A 15,166-nucleotide genomic window follows, 5' to 3' on the forward strand; every position below is an offset into this window, starting at 1 on the left:
TTATTTCGTACCAAAGATCTTATCGCCGGCATCGCCGAGCCCCGGGATGATGTATCCGTGCTCGTTAAGACCCTGGTCGATAGAGGCGGTGTACAGTTCAACGTCCGGGTGCGCTTTTTCCAGCGCCGCGATCCCTTCCGGTGCCGCAACGAGTACCAGCACCTTAATGCTGCTGCAGCCCGCTTTTTTCAGCAGGTCGATGGTGGCGATCATTGAACCGCCGGTCGCCAGCATAGGGTCAACCACCAGCGCCATACGTTCGTCGATGTTGGACACCAGCTTCTGGAAGTAAGGAACCGGCTCCAGCGTCTCTTCATTACGGTAGATACCGACCACGCTGATGCGCGCGCTTGGTACGTGCTCCAGCACGCCTTCCATCATACCCAGACCGGCACGCAGGATAGGCACGACGGTAATTTTCTTCCCTTTGATCTGCTCAACCTGCACCGGGCCGTTCCAGCCTTCGATGGTGACTTTTTCCGTTTCCAGATCAGAGGTTGCTTCGTAGGTCAGCAGGCTGCCCACTTCAGAAGCCAGTTCGCGAAAACGCTTCGTGCTGATGTCATGCTCACGCATCAGGCCCAACTTGTGTTTAACGAGTGGGTGTTTCACTTCCACAATCTTCATTCTCTTTCTCCTCTGAGGTGGCATCCGCAAAAAAATCGCGGGATTATACCGCTTTTTTCGGATTGCGCCATACCCATCTTGCTTGACATATGTCAATCAAAGACAAAAAAGCCGGAGGCAAGGCTCCGGCTTGGGTGCGGGGTTCTGCCGGGTGGCGCTAACGCTTACCCGGCCTACAAATCCCATAGGCCCGGTAAGCGCAGCGCCACCGGGCAATTATAGCTGCTCGCCGTTGCTCGCAATCACCTGCTTATACCAGTCGAAGGACTTTTTCTTGCTGCGGTTCAGCGTGCCGTTCCCTTCATTGTCTTTATCTACAAAGATAAAGCCGTAGCGTTTTTTCATTTCACCGGTGCCGGCAGACACAAGGTCGATACAGCCCCACGGGGTGTAGCCCATCAGGTCTACGCCATCTTCCACCACCGCTTTTTTCATCTCGCGGATGTGCGCAGAAAGGTAATCAATGCGGTACCGATCGTTTACCGTGCCGTCACTCTCTTGCACGTCAATCGCGCCAAAGCCGTTTTCAACAATGAACAGCGGCAGCTGGTAGTGATCCCAGAACCAGTTCAGGGAGTAGCGCAGCCCAACCGGGTCAATCTGCCAGCCCCAGTCGGATTTCTGCACATACGGGTTAGAGACCAGGCTCTTGCTCTCGTCGTAATCAAGCTGCGGGTTGTCCGCCGTCGCCTTGGTGGCAAAGGACATGTAATAGCTGAAGCCGATATAATCAACGCAACCCTGGCGCAGCGCTGCTTTATCCTCATCGGTAATATCCAGCACGAACCCGCGACGTTCAAAGTAGTTGAGCAGATGCTGCGGGTACTTACCGCGGACGTGCACGTCGGTAAACCAGTAGCGACGGTGCATCGCATTCATCGCCATCATCATATCGTCCGGCGCGCAGGTCAGCGGATAGATAGGACACATAGCAATCATGCAGCCGATCTGCAGCGACGGATTAATTTCGCGTCCCGCCTTCACCGCCAGGGCGCTGGCCACCAGCTCGTAGTGCGCGGCCTGGAACATGACCGGCTCACGGTCTTCACCCGGCGCATACTTCAACCCGGAGTTGGTGAACGGCGCAAAATCTTCGTGGAAGTTAGCCTGGTTGTTGATCTCATTGAAGGTCATCCAGTATTTCACTTTATGCTGATAGCGCTGGAAGACCACTTTTGCAAAACGAACGAAAAAGTCGATCAGCTTACGGTTGCGCCAGCCGCCGTATTCCGTCACCAGGTGGAAAGGCATCTCGAAGTGAGAAAGCGTAATAACCGGTTCGATGCCGTACTTCAGGCATTCGTCGAACAGATCGTCATAGAATTTCAGGCCAGCCTCATTAGGCTCCCGCTCGTCGCCTTTCGGGAAGATACGCGTCCAGGCGATGGAGGTACGGAAACATTTGAACCCCATCTCGGCAAAGAGTCTGATGTCTTCTTTATAACGATGGTAGAAATCAATGGCTTCATGGTTAGGGTAATTCTTCCCTTCCAGCACGCCGTTGGTGATTTCACGCGGTACGCCATGCGCACCCGCCGTCATGACGTCGGCAACGCTTACGCCCTTGCCGCCCTCTTTCCAGCCGCCTTCCAGCTGATGCGCCGCAACGGCACCACCCCACAGAAAATCTGCTTTAAATCCTGACATTCGCTTTCCCTCATTCTGCGTTATTTTCTGCAAAAACAATTACAGAAACCGGTTTCAGTTCGATGATGTGCAAAGGGGTTATCCGTTGCAAGCAGATCACCGAAACCGGTTTCATTTTCGTGAACAGAGTCAAGTTTGTTGCCCCGCAATGGCCAGAGAGAAAAAAAGATCCCTCCACCGAGAATAGGCTCGCAAACGTTTGCCTGGACTGTTAGAATTGCGCCGATTTTTCTTACTAGCTATGCAATCGCGTGGGGACTTGAGCCGTGACCAACAAAACTTCTCTCAGCTACAAAGATGCCGGTGTTGATATTGACGCAGGTAATGCGCTGGTTGACCGAATCAAAGGTGTGGTGAAAAAAACCCGCCGCCCGGAAGTGATGGGGGGTCTGGGTGGATTCGGCGCACTGTGCGCGCTGCCGCAAAAATATCGTGAACCTGTTCTGGTCTCGGGAACTGACGGCGTAGGCACCAAACTGCGCCTGGCGATGGATTTAAAACGTCACGACACGATCGGTATCGATCTGGTTGCGATGTGCGTGAATGACCTGGTGGTTCAGGGTGCAGAACCCCTGTTCTTCCTCGATTACTACGCGACCGGCAAACTGGATGTGGATACCGCAGCCAGCGTCATTAACGGTATCGCCGAAGGCTGTCTGCAGTCCGGCTGCGCGCTGGTGGGCGGTGAAACCGCGGAAATGCCTGGCATGTATCACGGCGAAGATTATGACGTCGCAGGCTTCTGCGTCGGTGTAGTAGAAAAATCAGAAATTATCGACGGCAGCAAAGTGGCTGATGGTGATGTGCTGATTGCGCTGGCTTCCAGCGGCCCACACTCCAACGGCTACTCTCTGGTGCGCAAAATTCTCGAAGTCAGCGGTTGCGACCCACAAACCACTGAGCTTGAAGGTAAACCGCTGGCTGACCATCTGCTGGCCCCGACCCGCATCTACGTGAAAAACGTACTGGAGCTTATCGAGAACGTTGACGTTCACGCCATTGCTCACCTGACCGGCGGCGGCTTCTGGGAAAACATTCCGCGCGTCCTGCCGGATAACACCCAGGCGGTGATCGACGAATCCTCATGGCAGTGGCCGGCAGTCTTTAACTGGCTGCAGACCGCAGGCAACGTGAGTTCTCACGAAATGTACCGCACCTTTAACTGCGGCGTGGGCATGGTTATCGCCCTCCCAGCAAGCGAAGCCGATAAAGCGGTTAAGCTGTTGACCGAGAAAGGTGAAAACGCGTGGAAAATCGGTACGATTAAAGCCTCCGATTCCGAAGAGCGTGTGGTCATTGAATGAAAAACATCGTGGTGCTCATTTCCGGCAACGGAAGTAATTTGCAGGCCATCATAGACGCCTGCAAACAGAAGAAAATTAACGGCACCATTCGGGCAGTATTCAGCAACAAGGCCGACGCGTTCGGCCTTGAGCGCGCGCGGCAAGAGAGCATTCCCGCGCACGCGCTGGAAGCCAGCCAGTTCGCCGGGCGTGAAGCCTTCGACCGCGAACTGGTTAACGAGATTGATGCCTATGCACCGGACGTGGTCGTACTGGCGGGCTATATGCGTATTCTGAGCCCGGCGTTTGTCGAACACTTCGCCGGGCGACTGCTGAATATCCACCCTTCCCTGCTGCCAAAATATCCCGGCCTGCACACACACCGTCAGGTGCTGGAAAATGGCGATGAGGAGCACGGTACCTCTGTGCATTTCGTCACCGACGAACTGGACGGTGGCCCGGTGATCCTGCAGGCGAAAGTCCCGGTCTTTGATGGCGACAACGAAGACGACGTGACCGAGCGCGTGCAAACCCAGGAACACGCCATCTACCCGCTGGTGGTCAGCTGGTTTGTTGACGGGCGTCTTGAAATGCGCGACGGTGCAGCCTGGCTGGACGGCGTTAAGCTTCCGCCTCAGGGTTATGCGGCCGAAGAGTAGTTTGTTATGTCGGGTGGCGCTACGCTTACCCGACTTATTGCATTACCCGATATTGCCTCCCCCAACTCTCTAAAATCCCCAACAAAAAAAATAACTGTCATACTTTTCTGGCACTGTTGGACATATCGTGGAAATGCTCGCCATAATAAGGACGAGACGGATTTACCACGTCCTGTGATTGAACTGGAGTGTGAGCTGTAATGGGTCAGGAAAAGTTATATATCGAGAAAGAGCTAAGCTGGTTAGCATTTAACGAACGTGTACTCCAGGAAGCGGCCGACAAAAGTAACCCGCTGATCGAACGCATGCGTTTTTTGGGCATTTATTCCAACAACCTGGATGAGTTCTACAAGGTTCGCTTTGCCGAGCTGAAAAGACGGATCATCATCAGCGAAGAACAGGGCTTAAATTCTCACTCGCGTCATCTGCTGGGTAAAATCCAGTCCCGCGTGTTGAAAGCCGATCAGGAGTTTGACGGCCTGTATAACGAACTGCTGCTGGAGATGGCACGCAATCAAATCTTCCTGATTAACGAACGTCAGCTTTCCGTTAACCAACAAAACTGGCTGCGCCACTACTTCAAACATTATCTCCGCCAGCACATTACCCCGATTCTGATTAACCGCGAAACCGACCTGGTGCAGTTCCTGAAGGATGACTACACCTATCTGGCCGTGGAAATTATTCGCGGTGAGTCCATCAGCTACGCGCTGCTGGAGATCCCGTCTGACAAGGTGCCGCGCTTTGTGAACCTGCCGCCGGAAACCCCGCGCAGACGCAAGCCGATGATCCTGCTGGATAACATCCTGCGTTACTGTCTGGACGACATCTTCAAAGGCTTCTTCGACTACGATGCGCTAAACGCCTACTCGATGAAGATGACCCGTGACGCCGAATACGACCTGGTCCACGAGATGGAAGCCAGCCTGATGGAGCTGATGTCCTCCAGCCTGAAACAGCGCCTGACGGCCGAGCCGGTCCGCTTTGTTTACCAGCGCGATATGCCGGACGCCATGGTGGAGATGCTGCGCGAGAAACTGACCATTTCGCGCTATGACTCCATCGTACCCGGTGGCCGTTACCACAACTTTAAAGACTTTATTGGCTTCCCGAACGTTGGCAAAGCCAACCTGGTGAACAAGCCGCTGCCGCGCCTGCGCCATCTCTGGTTTGATAAATTCCGCAACGGGTTTGACGCCATTCGCGAACGTGACGTCCTGCTCTACTATCCGTACCACACGTTTGAACACGTGCTTGAACTGCTGCGTCAGGCCTCTTTCGACCCGAGCGTGCTGGCGATCAAAATCAACATCTACCGCGTGGCAAAAGATTCCCGCATCATCGACGCGATGATCCATGCGGCGCACAACGGCAAAAAAGTGACCGTGGTAGTAGAGCTGCAGGCACGTTTCGATGAAGAAGCCAACATTCACTGGGCGCGCCGTCTGACGGAAGCGGGTGTGCACGTCATCTTCTCCGCGCCTGGGCTGAAAATTCACGCCAAGCTGTTCCTGATCTCCCGTAAAGAGGGCGAAGACGTGGTGCGTTATGCCCACATCGGAACCGGGAACTTCAACGAGAAAACGGCGCGGATTTACACTGACTACTCGCTGCTCACCGCCGATGCCCGCATCACTAACGAAGTGCGCCGTGTATTTAACTTTATTGAGAACCCGTACCGCCCGGTGAGCTTTGACTATCTGCTGGTCTCGCCGCAGAACTCGCGCCGCCTGCTGTACGATATGATCGATAAAGAGATCGCCAATGCCCAGAAAGGTTTGTCATCTGGCATCACGCTGAAGCTTAACAACCTGGTCGATAAAGGTCTGGTGGACCGTCTGTATGCGGCGTCCAGTTCCGGCGTGCCGGTTAACCTGCTCATCCGCGGCATGTGCTCGCTGATCCCGGAACTGGAAGGCATCAGCGACAATATTCGCGTTATCAGCATTGTTGATCGCTACCTGGAACACGATCGGGTCTATATTTTCGATAATGCGGGTGATAAACAGGTCTATCTCTCTTCGGCAGACTGGATGACGCGCAATATTGACTATCGAATTGAAGTCGCGACCCCGCTGCTGGATCCGCGCCTGAAACAGCGTATCCTCGACATTATCGAGATCCTGTTCAGCGATACGGTGAAAGCGCGCTATATCGACAAAGAACTCAGTAACCGCTATGTACCGCGCGGCAATCGTCGTAAAGTGCGGTCGCAACTGGCGATTTACGACTATATCAAATCACTCGAGCAACCCGATTAACCTATGCCGATAAATGATAAGACCCCACGCCCGCAGGAATTCGCCGCGGTCGATCTTGGCTCTAACAGTTTCCACATGGTCATCGCCCGTGAGGTGGATGGCGCGCTGCAGATCATCGGTCGTCTGAAGCAGCGCGTACACCTGGCGGATGGTCTTGATGAACGCAGCATGCTGAGCGAAGAGGCGATGGAGCGCGGCTTAAACTGCCTGTCCCTGTTTGCTGAGCGCCTGCAGGGCTTCTCGCCTTCCAGCGTTTGCATTGTGGGGACTCACACGCTGCGCCAGGCGCTGAACGCCCCGGAGTTCCTCAAGCGAGCCGAAAAAGTGATCCCCTACCCGATTGAGATCATCTCCGGTAACGAGGAAGCGCGTCTGATTTTCATGGGTGTTGAGCACACCCAGCCGGAAAAAGGGCGCAAGCTGGTTATCGACATTGGTGGGGGTTCTACGGAACTGGTGATCGGCGAAGACTTTGAGCCGCGTCTGGTGGAAAGCCGCCGTATGGGCTGCGTCAGCTTCGCGCAGATGTATTTCCCGGGCGGCGCCATCACCCGTGAAAACTTCCAGCGGGCGCGTATGGCCGCGGTCCAGAAGCTGGAAAATCTGGCCTGGCAGTACCGTATTCAGGGCTGGAACGTGGCGCTGGGCGCGTCGGGTACCATCAAGGCGGCGCATGAAGTCCTGCTGGCGATGGGTGAAAAAGACGGGTTTATCACGCCTGAACGCCTGACCCTGCTGACCGAAGAAGTGCTGAAGCATAAAAGTTTTGACGCCCTTAGCCTGCCGGGTCTTTCTGACGAGCGTAAGGCGGTATTCGTACCGGGTCTGGCTATCCTCTGCGGCGTGTTTGATGCGCTTGCCATTAAGGAGCTGCGTCTCTCCGACGGTGCGCTGCGTGAAGGCGTGCTGTATGAGATGGAAGGCCGCTTCCGCCATCAGGACATTCGCAGCCGCACCGCGCAAAGCTTGGCCAACCAGTACAACATCGACCGCGAGCAGGCGAAGCGCGTGCTGGAAACAACGGTCCAGATGTACGAACAGTGGGAAGAACAGAATCCTAAGCTCGCGCACCCGCAGCTTGCCGCCCTGCTGAAATGGGCCGCGATGCTGCACGAGGTGGGGCTGAACATTAATCACAGCGGAATGCACCGCCATTCGGCCTATATTCTGCAAAACAGCGATCTGCCTGGCTTTAACCAGGAGCAGCAAACCATGATGGCGACGCTGGTGCGTTATCACCGCAAGGCCATCAAGCTCGACGATCTGCCGCGCTTCACGCTGTTCAAGAAGAAGCAGTTCCTGCCGCTCATCCAGCTGCTGCGTCTGGGCGTGCTGCTCAATAACCAGCGTCAGGCCACCACGACGCCGCCGACGCTGAAGCTGACAACCGACGATCACCACTGGACGCTGAGCTTCCCGCACGACTGGTTCAGCCAGAACGCGCTGGTCCTGCTGGATCTGGAAAAAGAGCAGCAGTACTGGGAAGCGGTCACCGGCTGGATGCTCAAAATCAAGGAAGAGAGCGCCGACGTCGCCGCATGATGACTCAGGCGTCCGCGGTGGACGCCTCAGTTTCCGCCAGTGACTCAAGCGCAACCGGCTTGCCAATCAGATAACCCTGCACATAATCGATGCCTAGCGCGTGAACCGCGCTACGTATCTCTTCGGTCTCGACATACTCCGCCACCACCAGCATCTTCTTCATGCGTGCCAGATGGCAGATAGACGCCACAATCTGATAGTCCAGACTGTTGTTGACGATATTACGGATGAAGCTGCCGTCAATCTTGAGAATGTCGGCATTCACGCTTTTCAGCCGCGCATAGCTCGCATAACCGGTACCGAAATCATCAATCGCAATGCGTACCCCCATTTTCTGCAACTGCCTGAGGATATGTAGCGCCTGTTCCGCGTTGCAGAAGGTGCTGCACTCCGTCACTTCAAAGATCAGCTGCCACGGCTCGATGGCATAGTGGGTCAGCAGACGACTCACCTCGAGCGGGAACTGCACCCGACACACCGTTGAAGGGGCCAGATTAATGGCAAATCGCTGGCCGGGCAGTTTCTCGCGGTGCGCTGCAAGGAAGCGCAGCGTGTGGTCCAGTACCCACAAATCCACCCGCGAAGAGAGTCCAAACTCCTGGGCAACGGGCAGGAATTGTTCAGGCGAGATTAACAGCCCGTTTGCATCGGTCATGCGCAGCAGCACTTCGTGATAGCTGTCCCCCCGCAGGCCGCGCACGGGCTGAACCAGCAGCGTGAATTCGTTGTTATCCAGCGCACGCTGCAGGCGACTCATCACCGCGACTTTATCCTTCAGGCTACGCTGCAGGTGGACGGCACCACGTTGCTGAAGGTTTTCCGGGTGGTTAGAGGAGAGCGACAGGTCAGCCACTACCCCCAGCTCGCCCAGCACCAGATAGAGGTGGTTGACGGGCGAACGTACATAGCAGTAGCTCACGCCCACCTGCGGCTGCAACGGTATGCCATCCCAGATAAAGCGGAACTGTTTGATATGTTCGTCCAGAGTTTCAATCCGCTGCTGGTGCGATTCCGCGTTAAGGCGAATCGCCAGGTCACAGCCCGTGAGGTGATAAACCTTTTCGTTGGACTGGAGCCTGGCATTAATCCATTGCGCCAGCCGCTGTTTGTACTGAATGCGCAGCAACACGCCATAGTTACGCCCCAGAATCTCCAGCTCAGGGATACGCACTAAACAGAGCGCCGACCACGGGTTTTTCGCCAGATCGCGCGACAGCGCCCGGAGGTTAGGCATATGCACAACCGGGTCGAGTAACGCCAGCCTGCGGGCACGCTTGTTCACCGCGCGCTGCCGGGTCGCCAGCATCGACATGTAAATCACCACGAACGAAAAGACCAGGTAACTGGAAGAGGTGATCGCCAGCTGAATGTCGTATCCCTGGTTGATTGGGATATAGCGGTAAAAATAGTGGATAGACACCAGCAGTATCGGCGTCCAGATAAGCGAAATCAGCTTATAGCCAAAGCGCATCGCCCCCCAGAGCATCACCGGCATCAGCAACGACAGGGTATAGTTGGTGGTGAAAATGGAACTGTTTTCATTCATCGGGAGCAGCAGCAGTGAAATCAGCCCGCCGAGCGCAACAGCCCAAATCAGAAACTCAGCGGGCGTCACTTTTGCGTCTATCTGGCTACGGATCTGCGAGATGAGACTGTTGAGATAACGCGGATGACGAATCAGGCGGATCAGCAGATAACAAAGCGGCACGCCCGTCAGCCCGCTGACCAGCAGGGCCTGATAGTTGATCAGCGTGCGAATATTAAAAGGGTTCAGCCCCGCCAGGCTCTGACGACTCTCATATATGCCGAGATACACCGCAAACTGGAACAGCACCAGAAACAGCGTCGCAGGGCAGAAGGCCTGCCAGAACATACGCTGCGCCATCAGCCGCACGTCGCCATAGGCCGTCATATTTCGTCTGGGCGCAAAAACCCGATAGCCGCCCCAGCTGAGCACTAACGGGACGATAAAATGGAACACACCGGCGACGGTTTCGAACAGCCCGACCGACGGGTAATAGCGAATAAACAGCGCCAGTACAATACCGGGCAGGGCTTCCAGACCAAAAAACATCATCAGCGAAAGCAAAAAAGAGAGCGGTAAATAATAGAGCGCCGCAATGCCGTCGCCCAGCTGCGTGAACGTATTCGCCACGCTCAGCACGGGCAGTAACCCCACCGGCAAAATAAGCGGCAATGCCCACCAGCGGTTTTTATTGTTTTTAAGAAAAGCGAAAATGTTCATAGATGCCCGGTTAAACCCCTTTTACTCCAGAGGGAAAATAAAGACAGGCATCCAACCTGACCTGACGCTGCCCCGGTGATGTGCAGGGCGAACAGTGTGGAGGAGGGATTTTAAATACCAGAGCCGGGAATCCGTTGACTTAAATCAAACTATTTTATGCAAATAAGCCTTACATGCGTTTTTTTTGAAATAATTTTCCTCATATTATCAATATGGTAAATGCAACAATCAATTTCAATAACAATAATTAATGTAAACACTGACGGTTATTTACACATTGCGGAATTGACCCTGTCTTTCCGCTGTGCCTTAATATCCCCATCGCCCAAAAGGGCATGCCCAGGAAAAAGAGAGTGAGTCAGGCCACGCGTATGCGCAAACGACACCGTTTTAACACCCGAATGACCCGCATCATACTGCTCATAAGCTTTCTGTTTTTCTTTGGCCGCTTCGTTTACTCTTCCATTGGCGCCTGGTATCACCATCAGGACAAGATCCAGTCGCAGCAGTCCAGCCTGAACGTCGACGCCGCTGACCGCTAGCCCGCCGGATGGTTTTGCACCAGCCGAATAATTCCTGCTATCCCTTTGCTAAGGATCTTATCCTGCCGCATTACGATAGCCAGCTGTCGCTGCAGCATGGGCGTCAGCGACATCACGCACAGCCCTTCACGGTCAGCCTCATGCGCTACCGCCATTCCTGGAACGATACTGTAGCCCAGCCCCACGCGAACCATACGCTTAATCGCCTCAATGCTGCCAAGCTGCATCACCGGTGCGATCGTTAATCCGCTGGCAGCAAACCAGCCATCAATGAGCGTCCGGGTACTGCTGCCTGACTCAAAGGCGATCAGCGACTGAGCATGGAGCACCTCCGGGGTTAAGTGCCTGAAAGCGTCCTGCTGCGCCTGCGAAGCAATAAAGACAAACTCCTCGTCCATCACCGGCATGACGTCCAGCGCTTTGCCGCTGACCGGCAGCGTCACCAGCCCCATATCGAGACGGTTCTCTTCGATAGCCCGGACGATGTCGAGCGTGTTGCCCGTGGTTACGCCCACCCGCAGGAGCGGATAGTCGCGGCGCAGTTGCTCCAGTAACGGCGGCAAAAGATGGATACAGGCCGTCGCCCCCGTGCCAAGCGTAATGGTCCCGCTAACATCGTGTCTGAACGCACCCACGGACTGGAGGGTTTCATCCACCACCTGCTGAATGCGTTCCCCGTGGGCCAGCAGGGCCTCTCCGGCGGCCGTCGCCTTAATGCCTCGCCCGGTACGTTCCACCAGGCGCGTTTGCAAAAACTGCTCCAGCTGACGTACCTGCATGCTGACAGCGGGCTGGGAAATGCCCATCAGATCCGCCGCAGCGGAAAAACTGCCGCGCTGGATCACCAGCCGGAACGTCGCGAGATAGCCCAGATTAAGCGTCGTCATTCAAAGTTTCTCTTATACCGCGCATAAGGTTGCAGACCTGTTTGCACAATACCTCGCTCGCTATGCTGGGGACAACTGCATAACGGAATGAAACAATGGAAACTCCTGCCCTGCCTCGTCGACTCGCCCTCACTGCCGGATGTCATCAACTCATCAACTGGGGGATCTCGTTTTATATGCCCGGTACCTTCGCGCTGGCGATATCAGCCGATCGGGGGTGGTCATCACCACAGATTTACCTCGGCCTGACGCTGGCAATGCTGGTGATGGCGGCGGCCTCCCCTTTCGTCGCCCACCTGCTGGAACGCTTTGGCGGCCAGAGGGTGGTGATGAGTGGCACGTTGCTGATCGCCACAGGCTGCGCGGGTATGGCATATACCCAGACGTTATTTGGTTGGTATTGCGTCTGGCTGATCACCGGCATCGGGATGCGCCTGTCGCTGTACGATGCGCTGTTCGCCGCGCTGGTGAACCTCTACGGTCAGCAGGCGCGAAGAACAATCTCACGCGTCACGCTGGCGGGCGGGCTGGCATCCGCCGTCTTCTGGCCGCTGGGTGATGGCCTGCTCCACCTTATGAGCTGGCAAGAGGCGCTAAGGGTTTATGCCCTCTTTGGCCTGCTGAGCGCGGCGCTGATCCGCTCGCTTCCCCGGCAGCGGCTAACGGTGACGACAAAGGTCACCGCGCCACCTCTGCGCAACGAACGACGAAACGGCTGGCTTTATGCAGCCTTCATCGCCCTTTTCACCTTTGTCTCCAGCGGTACGTCTACCCATCTGCCAGAGTTTATCGCCAGCTTCGGCCTGCCGGTCACGATCGGCATCCTGTGGGGGATAGGTCAGACGGGGGCTCGCTCGCTGGAGGTGCTGGCGGGTGCCCGCTTAACGCCGTTCAAACTGACCCTTTTCACCGCCCTTGCCATGCCGCTCTGCTTTCTGATTGGGCTAAGCAGCACCCGGTTTGCCTGGTGTGCCGCCGGGTTTGTGCTGGGTTTTGGTGCCATCAACGGGCTAATGACGATAGTCAAAGCGAACCTGCCGCTGGAGCTGTTTAGCGTGGAGAGCTATGCCCGCCGCACCGGTATGCTGCTTATTCCTGGCCAGCTCACAGCAGCGGCTTCACCGTTTGCCTGTGCATGGTTAAACAAAACGCTGGGGATCGCCGGAACAATGTGGGTATCAACGGGGCTGACGCTGGTGATTGCCGGGCTGGCGATAGCGATTGTGCGCCGTCCCGGCAGGCAAACTGTAACGCACTGTATCCAGCGCACCACGCAGACAAACGGGTACAAAACACCGCCTCAGGCAAATATCACCGATACATAAAAATGGTTTTCTTTCCCTGTCGTCATTCATAACCGGAGGAGAGAGACCGATGATTCGTCGATATGTACTTTTACCCGTACTCGCCCTGGCATCTGTAGCGCATGTCCAGGCCACACCGCTGGGCAACCTCAGCGCCGCCGATGTTAATGGCCCAGCCGCCGTTGCGCCGTTGGCACAGCCGCAGCCGCCCGCAAAGCTGATAGTCGATCCACCGCTTGCCGGGCCGCTGAGCAAAGGCGCGGTGTTTATTCAGTACCGGGCCGAAAACCTGCGCATTGAACCTGTATTTGGGCCTGACGCGCTGAAAGTCACACCTCGCATCGGCCACATCCACGTCGTGGTAGATGACGCGCCGTGGCACTGGGCTGACGCCAGCGGAGAGCCGGTGATTCTGGTGGGTCTGCCCGCCGGTAAGCACAAGGTGACGATTATTCTGGCCGATCCGACGCATAAGCCCCTCGATCACAAAACCATCGAATTCACCGTGCCGCCCCACGCGGCGATCCACCATTTTTAAGGAGTCTGAAGATGAAAGCACTGTCTGTACTGACAGCAGGCCTGCTGGCGCTTTCGGCCAGCGCTTTTGCGGAGAATAAAACCAGCGTCGTGCTGGTACATGGCGCGTTTGCCGACGGCAGCAGCTGGAATAAGGTGATTACCCGGCTGCAAAAACACCATACCGAGGTTATCGCCGTTCAGCTCCCGCTTACGTCGCTAAAAGATGACGTTGCGGCCACCCAGCGCGCCATCGCCCGTGCTAAGGGGGACGTCGTGCTGGTCGGTCACTCCTGGGGTGGCACCGTGATTAGCGAAGCGGGCAACGATGCACGGGTTAAATCGCTGGTTTACGTGGCGGCGTTCGCGCCGGATTCCGGCCAGTCGACGGCAGAGCTGGCGAATACCTTCCCGGCCCCGCCCGGAAGTGCAGGCATCGCTAAAACGGCTGACGGCGACTTATACCTGCCGACCGAAGCCGTCAGGAAGGATTTCGCACCGGATGTGAAACCGGCTGAACAACTGACCATCGCCGCCACGCAGGGGCCAATTAAAGCCGATGCATTTGGCGAAAAGGTCACTCACGCCGCGTGGCACGATAAGCCGAGCTGGTATGTGGTGAGTGAGAATGACCGGATGATTAACCCCGCGCTTGAGCGCGCTATGGCGAAGACGATCCACGCAAAAATCACCGGGGTCGCGGCGAGTCACGTGTCGATGGTGAGCCAGCCAGAGGCCATCGCCCGAACAATTGAGCAGGCGTTAGAAGCAAGGTAAGCGTTTCACAGGCCGGGTAAGCGCAGCGCCACCCGGCAAAAACCCGCTTCAGTGCTTGCCTGTAGCGGGATAATCCTGATTAATCCACGCGTGGTCTTCTTCCCAGGTAAACATCCATTTGCGTACCGGGCCGGCCATCACGTTGAGGTAATAGCTATCGTACCCTGCCATCGTCGCCACCGGGTGATATCCCTTCGGCACCATGACCACATCACGGTCGTAGACCGCCATGCACTCGTCCAGCATTCTGTCGTCGGTGTAGACGCGCTGCATGCAGAACCCCTGCTCCGGGTTGAGGCGATGGTAGTAGGTCTCCTCCAGGTACGTCTCCTGCGGCGGGTTATCCGTGTCGTGCTTGTGGCTCGGGTAGGAACTGGTACACCCTTCGTTGGTCCAGACCTCCACTACCAGCAGGCTGTCGGCAGATTTACCTTCCGGCAGAATGTTATGCACATAGCGCTGGTTGTGCCCCTTGCCGCGCGCCTCGCCGTCGATGTCCTGCGGCGCAATCAGCCGCGTCGGGTATGTGCCTTTGCCCGGCGCAGCGCAGACGGCCAGCTCCAGCGTCGTCAGCGCCGTCACCTGCACCGTCTCCTGCGGGGTGACGTACACCGCCCACGGCTTAATGCGCTCAAACGGGCTCATCCGCTCGCCAATATCGTTAAACTGCGCGGAGGGCGTGCTGATGGAGGCGCGTCCGGCGACCAGCACCAGGCAGCGCTCTTCGTTGATGGCGGACAGCGTCAGCACCTGCCCCTCCTGCAATTCATATGCCTCAAAACCGATATATCCCCAACCCGCACTTTCCGGCGTAACGGACTGGGTGCGCCCCTCAGCATTCGGCTGTTGCCAGCGTGATAACAGACGTGACATGTC

Annotated in this window: 13 protein-coding genes; 8 read left to right on the forward strand and 5 right to left on the reverse strand. The window is 56.2% G+C overall.

Annotation, left to right across the window (positions count from 1 at the left end; all coding sequences use genetic code 11):
* Window positions 1-627 carry a uracil phosphoribosyltransferase gene (upp, locus tag AAER43_RS16655; RefSeq protein WP_008501641.1) on the reverse strand — a complete coding sequence of 209 codons (627 nt, stop codon included), beginning with the start codon at window positions 625-627 and terminating at the stop codon, window positions 1-3.
* Between the two features lie 216 nt (window positions 628-843).
* Window positions 844-2,274 carry a 6-phospho-beta-glucosidase gene (locus tag AAER43_RS16660; RefSeq protein ID WP_048996840.1) on the reverse strand — a complete coding sequence of 477 codons (1,431 nt, stop codon included), beginning with the start codon at window positions 2,272-2,274 and terminating at the stop codon, window positions 844-846.
* A 266-nt stretch (window positions 2,275-2,540) separates the two neighbouring features.
* On the opposite strand from AAER43_RS16660, the gene purM reads away from it, so the two are divergent.
* The 4 genes from purM to ppx all read left to right on the forward strand — a co-directional run bounded on the left by purM (window position 2,541) and on the right by ppx (window position 8,019).
* Complete coding sequence (purM, locus tag AAER43_RS16665; protein WP_023331057.1) at window positions 2,541-3,578, forward strand: phosphoribosylformylglycinamidine cyclo-ligase; 1,038 nt, start codon at window positions 2,541-2,543, stop codon at window positions 3,576-3,578.
* Window positions 3,575-4,216: a phosphoribosylglycinamide formyltransferase gene (gene purN, locus AAER43_RS16670; protein ID WP_014884779.1), complete on the forward strand. Its 642-nt coding sequence runs from the start codon at window positions 3,575-3,577 to the stop codon at window positions 4,214-4,216. Before purM ends, purN begins: the two co-directional genes overlap by 4 nt.
* A 200-nt stretch (window positions 4,217-4,416) precedes the next feature.
* On the forward strand, window positions 4,417-6,477 hold the full coding sequence (gene ppk1, locus AAER43_RS16675) for a polyphosphate kinase 1 (RefSeq protein ID WP_014884780.1): 2,061 nt from the start codon (window positions 4,417-4,419) through the stop codon (window positions 6,475-6,477).
* A 3-nt stretch (window positions 6,478-6,480) separates the two neighbouring features.
* Window positions 6,481-8,019 (forward strand): exopolyphosphatase, encoded by a 1,539-nt coding sequence (gene ppx, locus AAER43_RS16680; RefSeq protein ID WP_014884781.1) that lies wholly within the window; start codon window positions 6,481-6,483, stop codon window positions 8,017-8,019.
* Between the two features lie 4 nt (window positions 8,020-8,023).
* Here the strand turns inward: ppx and AAER43_RS16685 are convergent, their stop codons facing one another.
* Window positions 8,024-10,264, reverse strand: a complete 2,241-nt coding sequence (locus AAER43_RS16685; RefSeq protein WP_050861886.1) for an EAL domain-containing protein — start codon at window positions 10,262-10,264, stop codon at window positions 8,024-8,026.
* A 353-nt stretch (window positions 10,265-10,617) separates the two neighbouring features.
* Between AAER43_RS16685 and AAER43_RS16690 the strand changes: the two genes are divergently transcribed.
* On the forward strand, window positions 10,618-10,806 hold the full coding sequence (locus AAER43_RS16690; RefSeq protein WP_028014036.1) for a YfgG family protein: 189 nt from the start codon (window positions 10,618-10,620) through the stop codon (window positions 10,804-10,806).
* Here the strand turns inward: AAER43_RS16690 and AAER43_RS16695 are convergent.
* Window positions 10,803-11,693, reverse strand: coding sequence for a LysR family transcriptional regulator (locus tag AAER43_RS16695; RefSeq protein ID WP_014884784.1), 891 nt, complete (start codon window positions 11,691-11,693; stop codon window positions 10,803-10,805). The two genes, AAER43_RS16690 and AAER43_RS16695, sit on opposite strands and share 4 nt — an antisense overlap.
* A gap of 95 nt (window positions 11,694-11,788) precedes the next feature.
* Here AAER43_RS16695 and AAER43_RS16700 point away from each other — a divergent pair, with 95 nt between their 5' ends.
* From AAER43_RS16700 to AAER43_RS16710, 3 genes are read left to right on the forward strand one after another with little or no spacing between them, the layout of a single operon-like run.
* A complete protein-coding gene (locus AAER43_RS16700) occupies window positions 11,789-13,018 on the forward strand; it encodes an MFS transporter (RefSeq protein ID WP_050861885.1) in 1,230 nt (409 codons plus the stop codon).
* 49 nt (window positions 13,019-13,067) lie between these two features.
* Complete coding sequence (locus AAER43_RS16705) at window positions 13,068-13,535, forward strand: DUF6130 family protein (RefSeq protein ID WP_014884786.1); 468 nt, start codon at window positions 13,068-13,070, stop codon at window positions 13,533-13,535.
* A gap of 11 nt (window positions 13,536-13,546) precedes the next feature.
* Complete coding sequence (locus AAER43_RS16710; RefSeq protein ID WP_050861883.1) at window positions 13,547-14,290, forward strand: alpha/beta hydrolase; 744 nt, start codon at window positions 13,547-13,549, stop codon at window positions 14,288-14,290.
* A gap of 48 nt (window positions 14,291-14,338) precedes the next feature.
* Here AAER43_RS16710 and iolB read toward each other — a convergent pair whose 3' ends face one another.
* On the reverse strand, window positions 14,339-15,163 hold the full coding sequence (gene iolB / locus AAER43_RS16715) for a 5-deoxy-glucuronate isomerase (protein ID WP_050861882.1): 825 nt from the start codon (window positions 15,161-15,163) through the stop codon (window positions 14,339-14,341).
* Between the last annotated feature and the right edge of the window lie 3 nt (window positions 15,164-15,166).

Source organism: Enterobacter sp. FUJ80071, assembly GCF_038739915.1.
GTDB lineage: Bacteria > Pseudomonadota > Gammaproteobacteria > Enterobacterales > Enterobacteriaceae > Enterobacter > Enterobacter kobei.

Coding starts and splice junctions, on each gene's coding strand:
- ppx (WP_014884781.1), top strand. CDS start 6,481: ATGCCGATAAATGATAAGACCCCACGCCCGCAGGAATTCGCCGCGGTC.
- AAER43_RS16685 (WP_050861886.1), bottom strand. CDS start 10,264: ATGAACATTTTCGCTTTTCTTAAAAACAATAAAAACCGCTGGTGGGCA.
- purN (WP_014884779.1), top strand. CDS start 3,575: ATGAAAAACATCGTGGTGCTCATTTCCGGCAACGGAAGTAATTTGCAG.
- AAER43_RS16660 (WP_048996840.1), bottom strand. CDS start 2,274: ATGTCAGGATTTAAAGCAGATTTTCTGTGGGGTGGTGCCGTTGCGGCG.
- iolB (WP_050861882.1), bottom strand. CDS start 15,163: ATGTCACGTCTGTTATCACGCTGGCAACAGCCGAATGCTGAGGGGCGC.
- AAER43_RS16700 (WP_050861885.1), top strand. CDS start 11,789: ATGGAAACTCCTGCCCTGCCTCGTCGACTCGCCCTCACTGCCGGATGT.
- AAER43_RS16705 (WP_014884786.1), top strand. CDS start 13,068: ATGATTCGTCGATATGTACTTTTACCCGTACTCGCCCTGGCATCTGTA.
- ppk1 (WP_014884780.1), top strand. CDS start 4,417: ATGGGTCAGGAAAAGTTATATATCGAGAAAGAGCTAAGCTGGTTAGCA.
- AAER43_RS16710 (WP_050861883.1), top strand. CDS start 13,547: ATGAAAGCACTGTCTGTACTGACAGCAGGCCTGCTGGCGCTTTCGGCC.
- AAER43_RS16695 (WP_014884784.1), bottom strand. CDS start 11,693: ATGACGACGCTTAATCTGGGCTATCTCGCGACGTTCCGGCTGGTGATC.
- upp (WP_008501641.1), bottom strand. CDS start 627: ATGAAGATTGTGGAAGTGAAACACCCACTCGTTAAACACAAGTTGGGC.